Annotated in this window: 15 protein-coding genes and 3 pseudogenes; 13 read left to right on the top strand and 5 right to left on the bottom strand. The window is 76.0% G+C overall.

Features of this window, described 5'->3' with window-relative positions:
* Window positions 1-126 precede the first annotated feature (126 nt).
* Window positions 127-1,170 (top strand): lysophospholipid acyltransferase family protein, encoded by a 1,044-nt coding sequence (locus QMQ26_RS32510; RefSeq protein ID WP_282203757.1) that lies wholly within the window; start codon window positions 127-129, stop codon window positions 1,168-1,170.
* Window positions 1,171-1,293: 123 nt separating this feature from the next.
* Window positions 1,294-1,560: a metal-sensitive transcriptional regulator gene (locus tag QMQ26_RS32505; RefSeq protein WP_100839192.1), complete on the top strand. Its 267-nt coding sequence runs from the start codon at window positions 1,294-1,296 to the stop codon at window positions 1,558-1,560.
* A gap of 177 nt (window positions 1,561-1,737) precedes the next feature.
* Here QMQ26_RS32505 and QMQ26_RS32500 read toward each other — a convergent pair whose 3' ends face one another.
* Together QMQ26_RS32500 and QMQ26_RS32495 are read right to left on the bottom strand one after the other, a co-directional pair.
* Complete coding sequence (locus tag QMQ26_RS32500; protein ID WP_282203756.1) at window positions 1,738-2,004, bottom strand: metal-sensitive transcriptional regulator; 267 nt, start codon at window positions 2,002-2,004, stop codon at window positions 1,738-1,740.
* Between the two features lie 215 nt (window positions 2,005-2,219).
* The gene (locus QMQ26_RS32495) at window positions 2,220-3,602 is read right to left on the bottom strand and encodes an MBL fold metallo-hydrolase (protein WP_282203755.1); all 1,383 of its coding nucleotides are present in this window, start codon (window positions 3,600-3,602) and stop codon (window positions 2,220-2,222) included.
* Window positions 3,603-3,853: 251 nt separating this feature from the next.
* On the opposite strand from QMQ26_RS32495, the gene QMQ26_RS32490 reads away from it, so the two are divergent.
* The 4 genes and pseudogenes from QMQ26_RS32490 to QMQ26_RS32475 all read left to right on the top strand — a co-directional run bounded on the left by QMQ26_RS32490 (window position 3,854) and on the right by QMQ26_RS32475 (window position 6,149).
* Window positions 3,854-4,246 carry a rhodanese-like domain-containing protein gene (locus QMQ26_RS32490; protein ID WP_282203754.1) on the top strand — a complete coding sequence of 131 codons (393 nt, stop codon included), beginning with the start codon at window positions 3,854-3,856 and terminating at the stop codon, window positions 4,244-4,246.
* Window positions 4,222-4,866: pseudogene (locus QMQ26_RS32485) on the top strand (sulfite exporter TauE/SafE family protein); the annotation flags it as partial. The gene QMQ26_RS32490 and the pseudogene QMQ26_RS32485, both read left to right, overlap by 25 nt.
* A gap of 132 nt (window positions 4,867-4,998) precedes the next feature.
* A pseudogene (locus QMQ26_RS32480) lies at window positions 4,999-5,436 on the top strand (TSUP family transporter); the annotation flags it as partial.
* Window positions 5,437-5,573: 137 nt separating this feature from the next.
* Window positions 5,574-6,149 (top strand): rhodanese-like domain-containing protein, encoded by a 576-nt coding sequence (locus QMQ26_RS32475; protein ID WP_282203753.1) that lies wholly within the window; start codon window positions 5,574-5,576, stop codon window positions 6,147-6,149.
* A gap of 67 nt (window positions 6,150-6,216) precedes the next feature.
* Here QMQ26_RS32475 and QMQ26_RS32470 read toward each other — a convergent pair whose 3' ends face one another.
* Window positions 6,217-6,459, bottom strand: coding sequence for a hypothetical protein (locus QMQ26_RS32470; protein WP_282203752.1), 243 nt, complete (start codon window positions 6,457-6,459; stop codon window positions 6,217-6,219).
* A gap of 189 nt (window positions 6,460-6,648) precedes the next feature.
* Window positions 6,649-7,479 carry a pentapeptide repeat-containing protein gene (locus QMQ26_RS32465; RefSeq protein ID WP_199847181.1) on the bottom strand — a complete coding sequence of 277 codons (831 nt, stop codon included), beginning with the start codon at window positions 7,477-7,479 and terminating at the stop codon, window positions 6,649-6,651.
* A 377-nt stretch (window positions 7,480-7,856) separates the two neighbouring features.
* Here QMQ26_RS32465 and QMQ26_RS32460 point away from each other — a divergent pair, with 377 nt between their 5' ends.
* Entirely contained in the window at window positions 7,857-9,629 is a 1,773-nt protein-coding gene (locus QMQ26_RS32460; protein WP_282203751.1) for a SpoIIE family protein phosphatase, read from the top strand.
* A gap of 14 nt (window positions 9,630-9,643) precedes the next feature.
* Here QMQ26_RS32460 and QMQ26_RS32455 read toward each other — a convergent pair whose 3' ends face one another.
* Window positions 9,644-10,327 carry a TetR/AcrR family transcriptional regulator gene (locus QMQ26_RS32455; protein WP_282203750.1) on the bottom strand — a complete coding sequence of 228 codons (684 nt, stop codon included), beginning with the start codon at window positions 10,325-10,327 and terminating at the stop codon, window positions 9,644-9,646.
* Window positions 10,328-10,500: 173 nt separating this feature from the next.
* Here QMQ26_RS32455 and QMQ26_RS32450 point away from each other — a divergent pair, with 173 nt between their 5' ends.
* The 6 genes and pseudogenes from QMQ26_RS32450 (at window position 10,501) to QMQ26_RS32425 (ending at window position 19,518) form a co-directional block, all read left to right on the top strand.
* A complete protein-coding gene (locus tag QMQ26_RS32450) occupies window positions 10,501-12,846 on the top strand; it encodes a glycoside hydrolase family 3 C-terminal domain-containing protein (RefSeq protein WP_282203749.1) in 2,346 nt (781 codons plus the stop codon).
* Window positions 12,847-13,010: 164 nt separating this feature from the next.
* A pseudogene (locus QMQ26_RS32445) lies at window positions 13,011-14,156 on the top strand (glycosyltransferase family 4 protein); the annotation flags it as partial.
* A 212-nt stretch (window positions 14,157-14,368) separates the two neighbouring features.
* A complete protein-coding gene (locus QMQ26_RS32440; RefSeq protein WP_282203748.1) occupies window positions 14,369-15,577 on the top strand; it encodes a glycosyltransferase in 1,209 nt (402 codons plus the stop codon).
* A 71-nt stretch (window positions 15,578-15,648) separates the two neighbouring features.
* Complete coding sequence (locus QMQ26_RS32435) at window positions 15,649-16,461, top strand: SGNH/GDSL hydrolase family protein (protein ID WP_282203747.1); 813 nt, start codon at window positions 15,649-15,651, stop codon at window positions 16,459-16,461.
* Window positions 16,462-16,721: 260 nt separating this feature from the next.
* Window positions 16,722-18,263, top strand: a complete 1,542-nt coding sequence (locus tag QMQ26_RS32430; protein WP_282203746.1) for an alkaline phosphatase D family protein — start codon at window positions 16,722-16,724, stop codon at window positions 18,261-18,263.
* Window positions 18,256-19,518: a PALP domain-containing protein gene (locus QMQ26_RS32425; RefSeq protein ID WP_282203745.1), complete on the top strand. Its 1,263-nt coding sequence runs from the start codon at window positions 18,256-18,258 to the stop codon at window positions 19,516-19,518. The genes QMQ26_RS32430 and QMQ26_RS32425 overlap by 8 nt, the downstream gene beginning before the upstream one ends.
* Window positions 19,519-19,549: the final 31 nt, after the last annotated feature.

Here is a 19,549-nt window from a genome sequence, read left to right as displayed (position 1 = left end):
CGGCGGCCCGGCGGGGGCCGTCGCCTCCGACGCCCCCGCCGCCGACTCCCCTGTCGACGATGGAACCGGGCGCGGGGCGGGGAAGGAGACGGGGAACGGCGTCGCGCGCGGAACGGCGACGGCGGCGTGAGCGCCTGGCTGCCGACCGCGCCGTGCACGCCCGGCGACTGCGTGACGGTCGCCGGGCCCCGGGCGGGGGTGGTGCGCCGGGTGCTGCGGCTGGCCGGGTGCCTGGCGGTGCTGGTCCCGGGGGTACTGGCGGCCGCGCCGGTGCGCGCGCTGGCCTGGCTGCCGGCGGAACGGCTGGTGCGCTGGTGGTCGCGGCTGCTGCTGGCCGCGCTGGGCGTGCGGGTACGGACGATCGCCGCGCCGGGGCGGCCGGCCGGCGGTTCGTTGCTGGTCTCCAACCACGTCTCGTGGCTGGACGTCCTACTGGTGGCGGCCGTCCGGCCGGGCCGGATGCTGGCCAAGACCGAGGTCGGCCGCTGGCCGGTGCTCGGCCCGCTGGCCTCCTGGGGCGGCACCATCTTCATCGACCGGGACCGGCTGCGGGCCCTGCCCGGCACCGTCGAGGAGATCGCCGCGGCGCTGCGCCGCGGCGAGCGCGTGGTGGTCTTCCCGGAGGGCAGCACCTGGTGCGGGCGCGGCGGCGGACGGTTCCGCCCGGCGCTGTTCGAGGCGGCGGTGCGGGCGGACGTGCCGGTGCAGCCGCTGACGCTGCGCTACCGGGGCGCGGACGGGCGGCCGAGCACCGTGCCGGCGTTCGTCGGCGAGGACGGGCTGCTGGCCTCGCTGTGGCGGGTGGTGTCGGTGCGGGGCCTGACTGCGGAGGTCGAGTTCCTGCCGCTGCTGCCACCCGCGCTGTTCCCGGGCCGTCGGCAGCTCGCGGCGGCGGCCCAGCGGGTGGTCGACCGGCGCCGCCACCCGGACGGGGCACCGGCCGACGCCACCGGCTGCGCGGCCTGCGTTCGCTCCGTCTCCGTCTCCGCCGCCGTCTCCCTCTCCGTCGAGCGGCCGACCGGCGTTCCGGGCACCACCGGGGCGGGGGCTGCGGGGGCGGTCGCCGTCGAGGCGGGGGCGGTCGCCGTCGAGGCGGGGGCGGTCGCCGTCGAGGCGGGGGCGGTCGCCGTCGAGGCGGAGGCGGGGGTCGCGGTGGCGGCCGGGCGGTAACCGGGCAGGTCGGGGCCGGTCCGGCGGTTCGTGCACCCGCGGCGCCCGGGCGGCGGCCGGGACGGGGCGGCGGGGTGTCTCCCGTATGATCGGGCGAGTTCAGAGAAGGCGAGGAGGTGCTCGATGCAGGTGGACGACGAGGCCGTCGGCGCGGTGCTGAACCGGCTGCGCCGGGCCCAGGGCCAGTTGACCGGTGTGATCGCGATGATCGAGGCCGGACGCGACTGCAAGGACGTGGTCACTCAACTCGCCGCCGTCTCGCGCGCATTGGACCGGGCCGGGTTCAAGATCCTGGCCAGCGGCATGCGGCAGTGCCTGGCCGAGGCCGAGGAGGGCGCCGCGCCGATGAGCGAGGCGGAACTCGAGAAGATGTTCCTGACGTTGGCCTGACCCCGGCCTGACCGGCCGGGCACCGACCGCCACGCACCGCGCCGGAGCGCGGTGCGTCGTCGTACGCCTGTCGTACACCCGTCGGCCGGCCTCCGTACCCGCACCGCACCCGGCACCCCGCACCGCACCCGGCACCCCGCACCCCGCCCGTCCGCCGGTCCGTTCGACCGCCCGGGCTCAGGCGAGGGCCAGGAAGAGCTTCTCCAACTCGGCCTCGGTCATCGGGGCGGTGCCCTCCTCTGCCTCGGCCAGGCACTGGCGCATGCCGCTGGCCACGATCTTGAACCCGGCGCGGTCCAGGGCCCTGGACACGGCGGCGAGTTGGGTCACGACGTCCTTGCAGTCGCGTCCGGCCTCGATCATCGCGATCACGCCTGCCAGTTGACCCTGGGCCCGGCGCAGCCGGTTCAGCACCGCGCCGACGGCCTCGTCGTCCACCTGCATCGGGACTCCTCCTCGTCCTCGGCGGGCGGCCGTCCGCCGCCCACCCCGGGTTCCGTGGCGCGGATCGGGCGGTGCCGGTGCACCGTGACCCGCGCCGTGACGCCCTGCTCATACCCCCGCCCGTATCAACCTCACCGGTGGACGGCGCATTCCTCTTCCGGTTCCTCCTCCGGCCCGCCGGTGAACGGACCCCGCCCGGCCGCGCCCGGGGAACGTCAGCCCGCGTCGTGCCGGGCGGCGGCCCAGGCCGCGTAGCCGCCGAGCAGGTCGGAGGTCCGCGGGTGGCCGTGGTGGCGCAGCAGGCTGGCCGCGATCGAGGAGCGGTGGCCGCCGGCGCAGTGCACGACGACGGCGCGGTCCTGCGGTATCTCGGCCAGGCGGTGCGGGAGTTCGGCGAGCGGGAGGTGGACGGAGCCGGGGACGTGCCCCTGCGCGCGCTCGCCCTCGTCGCGGACGTCGACGACCAACGGCGTTTCGGCACCGGCGAGTTCGGCGCGCAAGTCGGCGACGGTGCGGCGCGGGGCCCGGCGGGTCAGGTCGGGCGCGGCGCGGAAGGCCCGTTCGGGGTCGGCGAGGTAGCCGGCGACCCGGTCGAAGCCGATCCGGGCGAGCCGAGTGACGGTCTCCCGCTCGCGGCCCTCGGGGGCGATCACCAGCAGCGGCCAGGCCGGGTCGAGGACGGTGCCGGACTGCTCGGCGAAGCGCCCGGCGGCGGGGACGTTGACGGCCCCGGCGAGGTGTCCGGCGGCGAACGCCTGCGGGTCGCGGGCGTCGACCACGACGGCGCCGTCGGCCCGGCGGCCGAGGAACTCCCCGGCGTCCAGCGGGCCGGCGAGCGCGGCGGCGTCGAACAGCTCGCGGTCGCGGCGGTTGAGGTCGGCGTCGTAGCCGAAGTAGCCGGGGGCGGTGGGCTGTCCGGCGGTGACGATGGCCACGAACGCGTCCTCGGTCATCGGCGCGCAGGCGTAGTTGGTGGCGCGCTGCTGCCCGATGGTGGACTGCCGCTCGGTGGACAGGTTCTTGCCGCAGGCCGAACCCGCGCCGTGCGCGGGGAAGACCCGGACCTCGTCCGGCAGGGACATCAGCTTGCGCTGGACGCTGTCGTACAGCATCCGGCCGAGCCGGTCGGCGGTGACACCGGCGGAGGCCAACAGGTCGGGGCGGCCGACGTCGCCGACGAACAGCGCGTCGCCGGTGAGCACCCCGTACGGGACGGCGTCGGCGGCGCGCTCGCGGACCAGGACGCTGATCGACTCGGGGGTGTGGCCTGGCGTTTCGAGGATCTCCAGGACGACCTCGCCGAGGCCGATCCGTTCGCCGTCGGCGAGCCCGCGGATCGGGTACTCGGTCTCGGCGCGCCGCCCGTAGCCGATCCAGGCGCCGGTGCGGTGGGCGAGTTCGAGGTGGCCGGAGAGGAAGTCGGCGTGGAAGTGGGTGTTGATGACGCCCTCGACGGTGAAGCCGCGGGCCTCGGCCTCCGCGAGGTACTCGTCCACGTCCCGGCGCGGGTCGACCACCACGGCGCGGCCGGTGGTCTCGTCCGCGATCAGGTAGGAAGCCTGGGAGAGGCAGTCGAGGTAGTACTGGGCGAAGAACACGGAGTCCTCTTCTCTGCGTGGGGTGGGTCTCCTGCGCCGGGCGGATACCGCGTCCGGGTCTACGGGTTTAGATACCCATGGGGGTATCCTTGCAGGCGGTTTCCCGCCGATGGCCTGACCGGTTGATACGGGCGGGGGTATATGCTCGGGTCCAACGGTATACCCCGCCGGTATCTTCCCGAGGATGGCCCGCCGTCCGGGAACCCGTCGGAACACCCTCGCGCACCGCCTCGCCACCCCAGGAGGACAACGTGGCCCGGTCCCCCCAGCCGCCCGCGCCCGAGCAGATCGACCCCGCCGAGGCGCACCGCCTGGTCGCCGCGGGCGAGGCGCTGCTGCTCGACGTCCGCGAGCCCGTGGAGCACGCCGAGGTGCACGCGCCCGGCGCGCTCCTCGTCCCGCTCGGCGACTTTGGCGGCGATTTCGGCGATGGCGATGACAGTGGCGTCGAGGCGGTCCGGGCCGCGGGTGGTGGGCGGCTGGTGCTGGCGGTGTGTCGGTCCGGCAACCGTTCGCAGCGGGCCGCCGAACTGCTGAACGCGTGCGGGGTGCCGACGGTGAACGTGGTCGGCGGGATGCGCGCCTGGTGGGAGGCCGGACTGCCCACGCACCAGGACGGATGTCGCTGCGACGGCGTGGCATGAGCACCGTCCTGCTGGCGCTGGCCGCCGGAGCGGTGGTCGGCCTGGCGCTCGGCGGCCTCGGCGGCGGCGGCAGCATGCTGGCCGTCCCCGCGCTGATCTACCTGATCGGGCTGACCCCCGGCACCGCGACCACCGCCAGCCTGCTGATCGTCGCCACGACCTCGCTCACCGCCCTGGTCGCCCACGCCCGGGCCGGACGCGTCCGCTGGCGCGAGGGGCTGCTGTTCGGCGCGGCCGGCCTCCCGCTCGCCACCCTCGGCGGCGCACTCTCCCGCCACCTGCCCGCCCCGGCCCTGACCACCGCGTTCGCCCTGCTGGCCGGCCTGGCCGCCTGGCGGATGCTGGCGGGCGGACGACGGGCATCCGACGACGACAGCCCCGACGACGGTACCCTCCCGGAGCCTGCACGGGCGCTGCCCACAGCCCGCCGATCGGCGGCGGTCGCGGAGCTCGTGCCGGCCACCGCAGTGGCGGCAGCCCCCACGGGAGTGCGCCCCGAGCCCTTCCCGTCCTCGACGCTCTCCGAACCGACCGCCCGGGCCCCGGGCACCACTCAGGCACCCGACGGCACGGGAGCAGGGACTGCCACCGCAACGGCCGCAGCCCCCACGGGAGTGCACCTCTGGCCCTTCCCGCTCCCGCTGGTCTCCGAACCGGCAGCTCGGACCCCGGGCACCACGAGCGCGCCCGGCAGCGCCGGAGCAGGGACCGTCACCACAACAGCGGCAGCCCCCACCGGGACCAGCCCCGCGCGGTGTCCGCGTCCGGCGGGCTCCGGGCCGGCGGCGCGGGTCGCGGGCTCCGGGCCGGCGGCGCGGGTCGCGGGCCCGGCGCGGCGGGCCGCGTGCGCGGGGGCCGGGTTGGGGGCGACGACCGGACTGTTGGGGGTCGGGGGCGGGTTCCTGGCGGTGCCCGCGCTGGTGTCCTTCCTGGGCTTCCCGATGGCCGAGGCGGTCGGCACCAGCCTGCTGGTGATCACCCTCAACTCGCTGGCCGCGCTGCTGCCCCGGATCGGCGGGGCCGCCGAGGTGCCGTGGTCGACGGTCGGGCCGTTCGCCGCCGCGGCGGTCCTCGGCGCCTGGGACGGCAAGCGGCTCGCCGCGAAACTGTCCGGCCGCACGCTGCAACGGCTGTTCGCCGGTGCGCTGCTCGCCGTCGCCGCCCTGATGCTGGTGGACGCCGTGCTCTGACGCCGCGTTCCGGCACCCCGCGCCCGCCGTCCCCGTACGGCCACGCGTCTCCCGCCCCGCCCGCCTCCCCCTCCCCCTTGTCTCCCGGCCGTCCGTACGCGCCGGGCCGTCTCCTCCCGAAGGGTTCACCCGTTCCGATGACCACGCCCCTGACCGTCGACCAGCTCCAGCCCCGCCTGCACCGGTTGACCGTGATCGACGTCCGTTCGCCCGGCGAGTTCGCCGGCGGCCACATCCCCGGTGCCCACAACGTGCCGCTCGACCGGCTGGCGGAGGCCGTGCCCGCGCTGCGGGCCGCCGCCGGACGCGGTGAGCTGGCCGTCACCTGTGCGTCCGGCGCCCGCGCGCTGCACGCCTGTGAGCAGTTGGCGGCGGCCGGCGTGCCGGCACTGCTCGTCGGCGGCGGCACGGCCGCCTGGGCGGCCAACGGCGGGGCGCTGGACCGGGTGCCGGGCCGGCCGGGCCGCTGGGCGATGGACCGGCAGGTCCGGCTGGTGGCCGGTTCGCTGGTGCTGGCGGGCCTCGTCGTCGACGTCGCCGCCCCGGGGGTGCGCTGGGTGTCGGCCGCGGTCGGCGGCGGCCTGCTGTTCTCGGCCGTCAGCAACACCTGCGCGATGGGCTCGCTGCTGGGCAGGCTCCCCTACAACCGCCCGCGCGACTCCGGTGCCGAGCTGGACGCGACGCTCACCGCGCTGCGCGACGGCGGCAGGTGACGCGTCCGGACCGACGGTCCGCCGGGCCCCGCCCCACCTGTCGGCGCGGCCGCCGTCGAACGGCCGTTCAGCGTTCGGCGACGGCCGCGCCCTGGGGGCTGGACGTGGCGGTGGTGGCGGTCGGGGTGCAGGAAGCGGCGGGGGCTGCGGTGTTGTAGTGGCTGGCCAGCCAGAAGCCGGCCAGCAGGCCCGCCACGCCGAGCGTCTTGTGGCGGTTGCGCTTCCACCACGAGGGCGTGCCGGCGGCCATGAACCGCAGGTGGGTGAAGTCCGGATGTGCGCTGGGTGGTGCGTCCTTGAACATTCCCATCGCGGATGATCCTCCTCTCGCGTCGGGGAGTTCATGACCATACGCCCGGTTCCGCCCGGACCGCAGGCAATTAATCCCGATTCAGGGGCCCACGCGCGCCCCGCACGCCCCCCTTCCAGGCCCTCCCGCTCCCCCTCCCGCGCTCTCCCCGTCCTCCCCTCCCGTCCCCTCCCGTCCTCCCGGCGGGTCTCACCAGTGCGCGGGGCGGGCCAGCGCGGCGCCGACGCGGGTGGTGGAGTCGCCCTTGGCGGCGTTGAGTTGGGACTGGGTGAGGAACAGCGCCCCGGTCAGGTCGGCACCCCGCAGGTCGGCGTCGCGCAGGTCCGCGCCGATCAGGTCGGCGTCACGCAGGTCCGCACCGGACAGGTCGGCCGCGATCAGGTAGGCGCCGCGCAGGTTGGCCCCGCGCAGGTCCGCGCCGCGCAGGCGGGCCCCGATCAGGTCGGCGCCACGGTGGTTGCGCTTCTTGCCGGGCAGCGCGTTCCGGGTCAACTCACTGGCCTTGAGCAGGAGTTCGCTGGTCTCGGCCCGGATCGCGGGGACGTCGGCGGCGAGCAGTGCGGCGGCGTCCCGCCCGGTCAGCTGCTCGATCCCGTCGAGCGCCCGACGCAGTTCGGGGTGCACCGGCCGGGCTTTCGGCAGCTCCAGCGCCTCGGTCAAGTACCAGAGCAGTTCGTGGAGTTGGCGCATCACCGGGAAGGTTTCGAACACCTGCCGGGCGGTGTCCGGGTCCTCGCGCCAGCTGCGTCCGCCGAAGGTGTGCCGGGAGAGCTTCTGTCCGGCGCCGAAGCAGTCGAACACCGTGCAGCCCTGGTAGCCGCGCCCGCGCAGCTCGGTGTGGATGCCGCAGCGGTTGTCGGCCTGGAGGTTGCGGCAGGGCGTGCCCGCGTTCTTGTTCGCCGCGAAGTCCGCGGACTTGGCGAAGGGCAGGGCGACGCAGCACAGGCCGAAGCAGGCGGAGCAGTCGGCGAGCAGGTCGAGTCGACGGCCGGTCGGGGCGGGGTGCTGCTGGTCGGTCACGGTACGGGTTCTCCTGCGGCAGGGGATCGAACGGTCCATTCTCCCTGCCCGGCCGACCGTCCACCGCCACGGGCACCGCGGCCGACCGCGACGGGCACCGCAGCCACCGGGACACGCCGCGGGCCCGGACGCCGCCGAGCGCCCCCGGGCGGTCCGAATCCGCCGGCGGGACGGCCAGGAGAACGGTCGAGCCCGGCGAAAACCCCGCCCCGACGGACGCCCGCACCGTGTCGGGTTCGGATCGGGGCGGGTTCGCCGAGTAGGGTGCGGTCCCCGGGTGCGGATCACCCGGGAGGCGGGACACCGGGCTGCGCGGGACGAAGGCGCGCCGGGCCCGCCGACGGCTCCACGGGGACGTGGTGAGGGAGGGATCACGGGTGCGGCCCGAGTCGGCGGGCGACAGCTCGACGGATTCGCTGCTCACGACCGCCTCCGCGGCCCTGCGGGTGGATCGCGACGCGCTGACCGGCGCCCTGCTCGGGCAGCTGCCCGTGGCGGTGGCGGTGCTCGACGCGGAGCTGCGCTGGCGCTACCTGAACACGTCGTTCCAGCAGGTCACCGGCGTGTCGCCGACGGCCGTCCTGGGGCGGGCCGCCGACCGGCCGGACCCTGCCGTCCCGCGCGTCCTGGCCGACGGGCGACCGCGTTCGGGCACCTTCGCCGGGCGGCCCGCCGACTTCCGCCGGCTGGAGGTCGGCGGCGCGCCGACCGGAGTGCTGGTCGTCCTGCCGGGCGGCGCCGACGCCCACCGGGCCGAGCTCGAACGCGTCCGGGCCCGGTTCGCCCTGCTGGAGGCCGGTTCGGAACGGATCGGCACCACCCTGGACCCGGACACCACCTGCGCGGAACTCGCCGCGTTCGCCGTCCCCGGCTTCGCCGCCCTCGCCCTGGTCGACGTCCTGCCGCTCGACACGCCCGACAGCACCGCACCCGGCACCACCGCACCCGGCACCGTCGGCCCTGGCACCGTCGCGCCACGCCCGGACGCCGACCCGGAGCGGGGGCGGGGGCGGGACCAGGAGCGAGAACGGGAGCGGGACCGGTCGCGGCTGCGGTTGCGGCGGGCCGCCACCGCCGGCGGGCCGGACCAGGACGGCGCGCCGGCGTCCGCCCCGGTCGGTGAGGCGGTGCGGCACCGGCCCGGCTCGGTGGCCGCCCGGGCGCTCGCCGAGGGCCGTCCGGTGGCGGCCAACCTGCTGTCCGCCGAGGAGCTGGCGGCGCTGGTCCCGGACGAGGCCGCCCTGTCCGCCTGCCGGAGTGCCGGGGTGGACTGCCTGCTCGCCGTCCCGCTGACCGCCCGCGGCCGTCCGATCGGCGTGCTCACCCTGGCGCGGGCGCACGGCAGTTCGCTCGGGTTCACCGACGAGGACACCGAGCTGCTCGCCGCGATCGCCGGGCGCGCCGCGCTCACCCTCGACCACGCCCGGCGCTACGCCCGCTCGCAGGACACCGCCCTGGAACTCCAGCGGGCGCTGCTCGCCGAGCCCGGCAGCCCGCACCCCAACCTCGAACTCGCCTCCCGCTACCTGCCGTCCGGGATCGCCTCGGTGGTCGGCGGCGACTGGTACGAGACGGTGCGGCTGCCGTTCGGGCGGACGCTGCTGGCCATGGGCGACGTGATGGGGCACGGCGTGGAGGCCGCCGTCGACATGAGCAACTACCGTTCCACGCTGCGCTACGTCGCCGCGATGGACCTGCCGCCGCACCGCATCCTGCGCCAGCTCGACGCGCTGATCGCCGAGCAGGAGAACGCCCGGCCCGCGACCTGCGTGCTGGCCCTCGCCGACCCGGCCCGCGCCCGCTGGACCCTCGCCAGCGCCGGGCACCTGCCGCCCGCCCTGCTCACCCCGCACGCCACCGAGCTGATCGAGGTGCCGACCGGCCCGCCGCTGGGCACCGGCGTCGGCGGCTACGAGCAGACCGTCGTCGAGCTGCGCGCCGACCACGCCCTGCTGCTGTACACCGACGGTCTGGTCGAACGGCGCGGCGAGGACATCGACGTCTCGCTCGCCCGCCTCTCCGCGCTCCGCCTCCCCGCCGACGGCCCCCTCGACTCCCTGCTCGACGGCACCCTCGCCGCCCTGGCCCCGGACGACGCCGAGGACGACATCGCCCTGCTGGCGGCCCGGGTCCGCCACCGGCCGTCCTGACCGGCGGTCGAGTGTCACCGCCCCAACAGGCGCCAGAAGTACGAGAGTTGCTCGGCCATGTCGATCTCGGGATCGTACTGCCACTGCATCTGCAACCCGTCGACGAGCGCGAAGACCAGCACCGCGAGGCGGTCCGCGTCGATGCCCGCGGGCAGTTCCCCGGCGGCCTGGCTCGCCCGGACCGCTTCGGCGCCGCCCGCCCGGACGTCCCGGTAGCGGTCGCGGAAGTAGGCGTGGGCGGGGTGGTCGGGTTCGACGGCCTCGGCGGAGAGCCGCGAGAACAGCTGGACCAGGCCCGGGACTTCGGCGTTGTGCCGCTGGAGCGCGGCGAGCGCACCTACCAGGTCGGGCGGGAACCCGGCGTCCTCCCGGCCGCTTCCGCCGTCCTCGCCGCTTGCGCCGTCCTCGCCTCTTCCACCACCCGCGCCGCTCCCGTCGGCCCTGCCGCTCGCCCCGGTGGCCGCCCCGGTGGCCGCCCGCAGGTCGACCAGGTCGCGGCGGCGCAGGATCTCGACGAAGAGCTGTTCCTTGCTGCCGAAGTAGTGCAGCAGACCGGTCTGGCTGAGGCCGACGGCCTGGGCCAGTTCGCGCACGGTGGCGCGGCTGTAGCCGACCCGGGCGACGATCTCCAGCGCGGTGTCGAGGATCTCCTCGCGCTTGGCGATGCCCTTCGCGTAGGAGCCACGTGGTCGAGCCATGCGGACGACTCTACGCCACCGTCCGCCACGGGAAGTGACCTGGTCGCGGTGCTTGTGACACGAAAACCGAATGTCGTACTGTTTTTGTGTTCGGCAGGGTGGCCGACCGTCCCCGGCAGCGCCCGGGCCGCCGCCCCGCACCGGCGCGCCCCGCACTCCCCGAGGAGACCCCCGTGACCGCTCTCGGCCCCGCCGACTCCACCAGCCCCAGCGACCCCACCGACTCCACCGACTCGACCGACCCCGCCGACCTCGCCGCCGCGTCGGCGGGCCTCTCGCTCGCGGAGCGCGCCGCGCTCGGCAGCGGGGCGGGCTTCTGGACCACCAAGGCCGTCGGCCCCGTCCCGGCCCTCACGCTGACCGACGGCCCGCACGGCGTGCGGCTCCAGGACGACCGGGCCGGGGAGAGCGACCACCTGGGCCTCGCGGCCAGCCGCCCGGCGACCTGCTTCCCGCCCGCCGTCGGCCTCGGCCAGAGCTGGGACGCCGAACTGGTCGCCGAGGTCGGCCGGGCGCTGGGCACGGAGGGCCGGGCGCTGGGCGTGGACGTGCTGCTGGGCCCGGGTGTGAACATCAAGCGGGACCCGCGCTGCGGCCGCAACTTCGAGTACTACTCGGAGGACCCCCGACTCACCGGCACCCTCGCCACCGCCTGGGTGCGCGGCCTCCAGAGCACCGGCGTCGGCGCCTCGCTCAAGCACTTCGCCGCCAACAACACCGAGCACGACCGGATGCGCTCCAGCTCGGACGTCGCCGCCCGCCCGCTGCGCGAGGTCTACCTGCGGGCGTTCCAGCAGGTCGTCCAGCAGGCGCAGCCGTGGACGGTGATGTGCGCGTACAACCGGATCAACGGCACCTACGCGGCCGAGAACCGCTGGCTGCTCACCGAGGTGCTGCGCGGCGAGTGGGGCTTCGACGGGGCGGTGGTCAGCGACTGGGGCGCCGTCCAGGACCGGGTCGCCTCGGTGGCCGCCGGGCTCGACCTAGAGATGCCCGGCACCGGCGGCACCACTGACGCGCAGGTGGTCGCGGCCGTCGAGGCCGGCGCACTGGACGCCGACGCGGTCGCCGCGGCCGCCGCCCGGACGGTCGCGCTGGCCGCCCGGGCCCGGGCCGGACGCGCCCTGCCGGTCGGCCCGTTCGACCCGGACGCGCACCACGCGCTGGCCCGCCGGGTCGCCGCGCACTGCGTCGTGCTGCTCAAGAACGACCCCGTCGACGGTACGCCCGTGCTGCCGCTCACCGCCGGGCGTCCGCTCGCCGTGCTCGGCGCGTTCGCCACCGAGCCGCGCTACCAGGGCGGCGGCAGCTCGCACGTGAACCCGACCCGGCTCGACGTCCCGCTGGCGGAGATCCGCGCCCTGGCCGGGGCGGCCGAGGTGGTCCACGCACCGGGCTTCACCACCGACGGCACCGGCGACGCCGCCGCGCTGCGGGCCGAGGCGGTCGCGGTGGCCGCCGCCGCCGACACCGCGGTGCTCTTCCTCGGGCTGGCCGCCCACCAGGAGTCCGAGGGCTTCGACCGCGAGCACATCGAACTTCCGGCCGAGCAGCTGGAGTTGCTGGCCGAGGTGGTCCGCGTCCAGCCGCGCACGGCGGTGGTCCTCAGCCACGGCGGCGTGCTGCGACTGGCCCCCGTCACCGCCGCCCCCGCCCTGCTGGACGGCGCGCTGCTCGGCCAGGCGGCCGGCGGCGCCCTCGCCGACGTGCTGTTCGGCCGGGTCAACCCGTCCGGCCGGCTCACCGAGACCGTCCCCGTCCGGCTCCAGGACACCCCCGCCTACCTGGACTTCCCCGGCGAGCACGGCCACGTCGCGTACGGCGAGGGCCTGTTCGTCGGCTACCGCTGGTACGACGCCCGGGACATCGCGGTCACCTTCCCGTTCGGGCACGGCCTGTCCTACACCGAATTCCGCTACCACGGGCTGGAGTTGGCCGCCGACGCGGAGGGCATCCGGGCGTCCGTCACGGTCACCAACACCGGCGGGCGGGCCGGGCGTGAGGTCGTCCAGTTCTACGTCGCCAAGCCCGGCTCGGCCCTGGTCCGCCCGCCGCGGGAGCTCAAGGGCCACGCCACCATCACCCTGGAGCCCGGCGCGAGCGGGCGCGTCGAGGTCCTGCTGCCGCGCGCCGACCTGGCGTACTGGGACACCCGGGCCGGACGCTGGATCGTCGAGGGCGGCGGGTACGAGGTGCTGGCCGCCGCGTCCAGCCGCGACCCGCGGGCCACCGCCGGCGTCGAACTGGCCGGGGACGAACTGGAGTTGCCGCTGACACTGGACTCCACGCTCGGCGAGGTGATGGCCCGGCCCGGCGCGGCCGAGACGCTCGGCGCCCTGCTGCCCCTCCCCCAGGGCACCGGCGACAGCGGGGCCGATGGCGGGGCCGGCGGCGATGGCCTGGGCGTCGACCTGGCCCGGATGATGGCCTCCGTTCCCGTCCGCCGCCTGGTCAGCTTCGCCGGCGGCGCGGTCACCACGGCCGACCTGGAACGCCTGCTGGCCCACCTCCAGTCCTGACCTCGGGTCCGCCCCCCGCCCCCCGTCCCATCGGCCGCGCGGGCCGGGGCCGGGGGCCGCCCGGCCGCCGCATTCACACACCTGTGCGGAAATGGCGGCAGACGTTCGTCTGCGCGAAAGATCCCTTTGGCTGCCCGCACGTCCGGGTTGGCAACAACGTTGGCATGCGAGTCGCCATCGTCACCGAGTCCTTCCCGCCCGAGGTCAACGGCGTGGCCCACAGCGTGCTGAGGGCTGCCGAGCACCTCGTCCGGCGGGGCCACCAGCCCCTGGTGATCACCCCCGCCCCGGCCCGGGGTGCGCACTGCCCGCCGCAGTCCTTCGGCCCGGACCGGGAGCCGCTGCCGGTGGTGCGCGTCCCGTCCGTGCCGCTGCCCCGCTACCCGCAGGTGCGCATCGCCCTGCCCAGCCGCAGGCTGGCCGCCGCGCTGACCGCCCACCAGCCGGACGTGGTGCACCTGGCCAGCCCGTTCATCCTGGGTGCCCGGGCCGCCCGGCTCACCGAGCGGCTGGACCTGCCGACCGTGGCGGTGTACCAGACCGACCTGGCGGGGTACGCGCAGGCGTACCGGATGGGCCGGGGTGTCGGCTCGGCGATCGCCTGGGCGCGAATCCGCTCCGTGCACCGGGCCGCCGCCCGCACCCTGGCGCCGTCGACCCCGGCCGCGCAGGACCTGACGGCGCACGGGGTGCGCCAGGTCCGGATCTGGGCGCGCGGCGTGGACTCGGCGCGCTTCCACCCGGAGCACCGCGACGAGGCGCTGCACCGTGCGCTGGCCCCCGGCGGCGAGGTGCTGGTGGGGTACGTCGGGCGGCTCGCCCCGGAGAAGCGGGTCGACCTGCTGGCGGAGGCGGCCCGGCTGCCCGGCGTGCGGGTGGTGGTGATCGGGGACGGCCCGAGCGCGCCGGCGTTGCGGGCCGCGATGCCCGGCGCGGTGTTCCTGGGACGCCGCACGGGAGCCGAACTCGCCCGCTGCTTCGCCTCGTTGGACCTGTTCGTGCACACCGGCCCGCTGGAGACCTTCTGCCAGACCATCCAGGAGGCGATGGCCAGCGGCGTACCGGTGGTCGCCCCGGCGGTCGGCGGCCCGCTCGACCTGGTCGGCCACCGGCGCACCGGGCTGCTGGTCGCCCCGCGCGACGCGGGTGCCGTCGCCCGCGCCGTCGCCGACCTCGCCGGCTCGGCCGAACTGCGCGCCCGGTACGGCGCGGCGGGCCGGGCCGAGGTCACCGACCGGACCTGGGAGGCGGTCGGCGACCAGCTGATCCGGCACTACGAGGAGGTGCTCGCCGCGCACCGCGACCGCGTCCGGGGCCTCGACCGCGACCGCGACCGGAACGCCGTACCCGCCGCCGCCCTCGCCCCCGCTCCCGCTCCGGTGGCCGCTGTTCCCGTGGCCGAGCCGGCCGCGCAGCCGCTCCCGGGCGCCGTCCCGGCACCCCGCCGCCCCGACGGCGCCCCTGCAACCCCCACCTCCGCCCCCGCCTCCCCCGCTCCGCTCTCGGTCGAGGAGCAGCCCGCGTGAACCGTGAACCGGCCCGTCCGGACGGCGGGTTGTGCATCGTCCGGGTGGCGAACTTCGTCACCCTGGTCTCGGGCGGGCTGCGGACCGCGCTGCGTCACCTCGGGGCCGGGTACCTGGCCGCGGGCCACCGGCCCGTGCTGGTGGTGCCGGGGCCGGTCCGCACCGACGAGTGGACCGAGCAGGGGCGGGTGATCACCCTGCCCGGTCCGCGCGTCCCGGGCACCGGCGGCTACCGGGTGCTCCGTGGCAGGAAGCAACTGTCCTCGCTGCTGGAGGAGTTGGCGCCGGACCGGCTGGAGGTCTCGGACCGCACCACGCTGCGCTGGACGGGCGGGTGGGCGCGGGCGCACGGGGTGCGCTCGATGATGGTCTCGCACGAGAGCGCCACCGGGGTGCTCGGCGCGTGGGGGGCGCCGCCCGGCACCGCGCGACGGCTCGCGGATCGACTCAACTCCCGTACCGCACAGGGCTATGACACGGTGCTGTGCACCACGGCGTGGGCGGCCGAGGAGTTCGAGCGGATCGGCGCCGGGAACGTCGAGCGGGCACCGCTGGGGGTGGACCTGGAGGTGATGCGGCCCGAGTGCCACGACCCTTCGCTGCGGGCGGAGTTGGCCGATCCGCGGCAGGTGCTGCTGGTGATGTGCTCGCGGCTGTCGGGCGAGAAGCGGCCCGAGCGGGCGCTGGAGGCGCTGGCCGAGTTGCGCCGCCGGCACCGCGTCCCGGCCGTGCTCGCGGTCGCGGGGACGGGCCCGCTGCGCGGCCGGTTGGAACGCCGGGCGGCCGAACTGCGGCTGCCGGTCAGGTTCCTGGGCCACCTAGCGGCCCGCTCCGAGGTGGCGTCCCTGCTGGCCACGGCGGACGCGGTGATCGCGCCCGGCCCGGTGGAGACCTTCGGCCTGGCCGCCCTGGAGACACTGGCCTGCGGCACCCCCGTCGCAGTCAGCCGCTCCTCCGCCCTGCCCCAGGTGGTCGGCCGGGCCGGGCTCGCGGCGGCCGACACGGGAGCCGGATTCGCCCTCGCGCTACGGGAGTTGCTGGACCGTCCGGAGGCGGAACGGCGGGCCGCCGCCCGCGCCCGGGCGGAGGAGTTCAGCTGGGAGGCCGCCACCGCCGCCTTCCTCGCGGCCCACCGGGCATCCGCCACCGCCCGGTGCCCCGACCCGCCACCGGCTCCGTCCCCCGCCGCCAGCACGGCCGGGTGATGCAGCCCGCCCCCAACCACCTTCACCCGCACCAGGGTTCAGCCACCTTCCCAGCCCCACGGAGGGACGTGATGACGGTTCGATTCGCTGCGCTCGGCGACTCCCTGACCGAGGGGGTCGGCGATCCGGTACCGGGCGGGTGGCGGGGCTGGGCGGCCCTGCTCGCGCCCGCCCTGTCGCCGGACCCCGTCGAGTTCCGCAACCTGGCCAACAGCGGCGCGCTCAGCCGCGACCTGCTGGTCTCCCAGCTGCCCACGGCGCTCGCCCTGCGCCCCCGGTACGCGGCGGTGCTGATCGGCGGCAACGACACCCTGCGGTCCTCCTTCGACCTGGAGTCGACGGCCCGCCGGTTCGCCTCCGCCCTCTCCTCGCTGACCGCGATCGGGACGCTCCCGCTGACCGCCTGCCTGCCCGACCCGGGGCGGCTGCTGGGACTGCCCGCACCGCTGGCCCGGCCGCTGGCCCGGCGGATGCGGGGCGTCAACGCGGTGGTGCACGCGCTGTCCGCGCACTACGGGGCCGCGCACCTGCACCTCGCGGACCTGCCCTGGACGCGGCAGCGGGAGCTGCTGAGCGTGGACCGGCTGCACCCGAGCGCCGCCGGGCACCAGCTGATCGCCCGGGAGTTCCACGCCCTGCTGGCCGCCGCCGGCCACCCGGTCGGCACGGCGCCCGCCCACCTGCCGGTGACGGCCCCCGGTCCCGGGCCGACCTGTGGTGGATGGCCACCCGGGGCACCCGCTGGGTGGCGGCCCGCTCGACCGACCTCCTCCCCGGCCTGCTCACCCTGGCCGCCACGGAGACCCGCCACCTCCTACGGGGCTCCGCCCGCCACCTCGACCACACCGCGGCCCGCACCACCACCGCGATCATCGCCCGCCTGACCACCTCCCCGGCACCCGCACCCGCGCCCTCCCCCTCCCCCTCCCGCTCCCGCTCCCGCTCCCGCACGCCGACAGGCACCCCCGCCAGCGGCTAGGCCGCTCACCATCCCCTCGCACCAGCCGTCCGAAGGGGGTCATACGCCCCCGACGCCCCGTCGGCTCGCGCCCCGGTGTTCCGCCAACGCGCGTCTTCACCCCGTCACTTGACGGCCCTTCCGGTAAGGTCGGGAGTTCATCTGGTCCCGCGAACATGGCTTGTCATGAGCAACCTCAGTCGCCGCATCTTCCTGCTAGGCGGGCTCACCACCGCGGGTGCCGCCGCGCTCCAACTCGGCGCGACGGCCCAGTCGTCGGCCGCCGCCTCCACCCCCTTCCCCTTCACGCTCGGCGTCGCCTCCGGAGAACCGGACGACAGCAGCGTGGTGCTCTGGACCCGGCTGGCCCCCGCGCCGACCAACGCGGACGGCCAGGGCGGCATGCCCGACGCCGACGTCGCCGTCGACTGGCAGGTGTCGGCCGATCAGAACTTCACCAGCCTGATCGGCTCCGGGACGGTCACCGCCCGCTACGCCCAGGCCCATGCGGTGCACGTGCTGGCCGGCGGGCTCGCCCCGGACTCGGAGTACTACTACCGGTTCCGGGCCCAGGGGTTCATCTCCCCGGTGGGCCGGACCCGCACCGCGCCGGCACCGGGCACGCTCGGGCGGGCCTTCACGATGGCCTTCGCCTCGTGCTCCCACTACGAGCAGGGCTACTACACGGCCTACCGCCGGATGGCCGACGACCGCCCCGACCTGATCCTGCACCTGGGCGACTACATCTACGAGGGCGGCGCCACCACCACCGGCGTGCGCCGGCACCTCGGCAGCGAAATCGTCTCGCTGGCCGACTACCGCCGCCGCTACGCGCTCTACCGCACCGACCCGGACCTCCAGGCCGCGCACGCGATCGCGCCGTGGCTGGTGGTCCCGGACGACCACGAGGTGGAGAACAACTACGCCAACATGGTCCGCGCCGACAGCAGCCCCGTGCTGACGGCCGCCCAGTGGACCGCGCGGCGCACCGCCGCGTACCAGGCGTACTTCGAGAACATGCCGCTGCGGGCCGCCGCGACGCCCTCCGGCAACAGCATCCAGCTCTACCGCCGGGTCCGCTGGGGCACCCTCGCCACGTTCCACATGCTCGACACCCGCCAGTTCCGCGACGACCAGGCCTGCGGCGACGGGACGAAGGTCTGCGCCGACGCCGACCTGGCCGGCCGTTCGATCACCGGCTCGGCCCAGGAGGCGTGGCTGCTCGACGGACTCGGCCAGCGCCTGGGCACCTGGGACCTGATCGGCCAGCAGGTCTTCTTCGCCCGGAACGTGAACGCGTCCGGCGCGATGAACATGGACGCCTGGGACGGGTACCGGGCCAGCCGGGCCCGCATCCAGCAGGGCATCGTCGACCGGGCCGTGCGCAACCCGGTCGTCCTCACCGGCGACGTGCACGCGTCCTGGGGCAACGACCTCAAGGCCGACTACGCGAACCCGTCGTCGGCGACGATCGGCTCCGAGCTGGTCTGCACCTCCATCACCAGCGGCGGCGACGGCAGCGCCACCACGGCGGTCCCCAACGGGTCGCTCAACCCGCACCTGCGCTTCTACTCCAACCGGCGCGGCTACGTCCGCACCCGCATCGAGCCCCAGCAGATCACCGCCGACTTCCGGTCGGTGGCGGCGGTGACCGAGCACGGCGCGGCGGCGACCACCGCCAAGACCTTCATCATCCACGACGGACAGCCGGGGTTGGCCGATGCGTAAGCTCTCCGTACTCGGCACGGCCGCCGCCGGTCTCGCCGCGGTCCTCGCCCTGGTCGCCCCCGCCTCGGCGGCGGGGCCCTCGTCCTGGGTGACCGTGAACAGCGACGCCACCGGCGACCAGGACTCCTCCTCGATCGCGGCCGACCGCCTCGGCGACGTCGCGGTGGTCTGGGAGGACGACCGCGACACGACCGACCCGGGCGACGACGCGCACAGCGACGTATGGGTGCGGATGTACCGCGACGGCGCCTCCGCCTACGAGACGAAGCTCTCGGCCGGCGGCACGGCGGGCACCGCCTGGCGGCACCTCCAGCCCGACGTGGGACTCGACGACCGGGGCGACGCCGTCGTCGTGTGGGCGGAGGACCCGGACGGTAACGGGCTCTACAACATCGTCTACCGGGTGCTCTCCCCGACCGGCGCGGTCCTCGGCTCCGGCCGGGTCAACGCGAACGCCGACGGCCAGCAGCTCCACCCGCGCGTCGCGGTCGACCCGGACGGCGCGCCGGGCAGCACCACCGCGGTCGCGTTCTCGGTGGTCTGGGAGGACGTCCAGGGCAGCGCGGCGGCGACCGTGAAGGCGGCCGGGTTCACCGGGACCACCACCAAGGCGTACGAGGTGACGGTCAACGCCACCGGCGGCGCGCACCACAACCCCGACGTGGCGACCTCCGCCTCGGGCGACGCCGTCGTCGTCTGGGACGAGGACACCGACGGCAACGGCTACTACCAGATCGGCCTGGTGAAGCTGGCCAAGGCCAACGGGGCCGTCACGCTCAGCCGCCGCAGCGCCAACAGCGTCGCCGACGGGCAGCAGCAACGCCCGGCCGTGGCCGCCGACTTCAACGGCGACTTCGTCGTGGCCTGGGAGTCCGACCACACCGGCACCCGCGGCGTCTGGGCCCGGTCGTTCACCGCGACCGGCACCGCCGGCCCGGCCGAGGTCGAGATTTCCAGCGGCACCGGGGCCGGCAACCCCAGCGTCGGCATCGACGACCAGCGTCACGCCGTGGTCGGCTGGAGCGTCGCCGGCACCGACCCGGCGGTCCGGGCCCGGGGCCTCAACCCCGACGGCACCTTCACCGGCCGGCTGCCCTCCCAGTCCGTCAGCAAGGTCACGACCGGCCGGCAGGAGCAGGCCGCGGTGGCCTCCTCCCCGTTCGGCGCGCTCGCAGTGTCGTACACCGACGACAACGACGGCAACGACTTCGACCAGGTCCTGCTGAGCCTGGGAGCGACCAACGCCGACTGGTGACGCCCGGCCGAACACGGGCCGCCCCGGACGG

The organism is Kitasatospora fiedleri (assembly GCF_948472415.1).
Lineage (GTDB): Bacteria > Actinomycetota > Actinomycetes > Streptomycetales > Streptomycetaceae > Kitasatospora > Kitasatospora fiedleri.
This window is presented reverse-complemented; position numbering and strand designations above follow the sequence as displayed.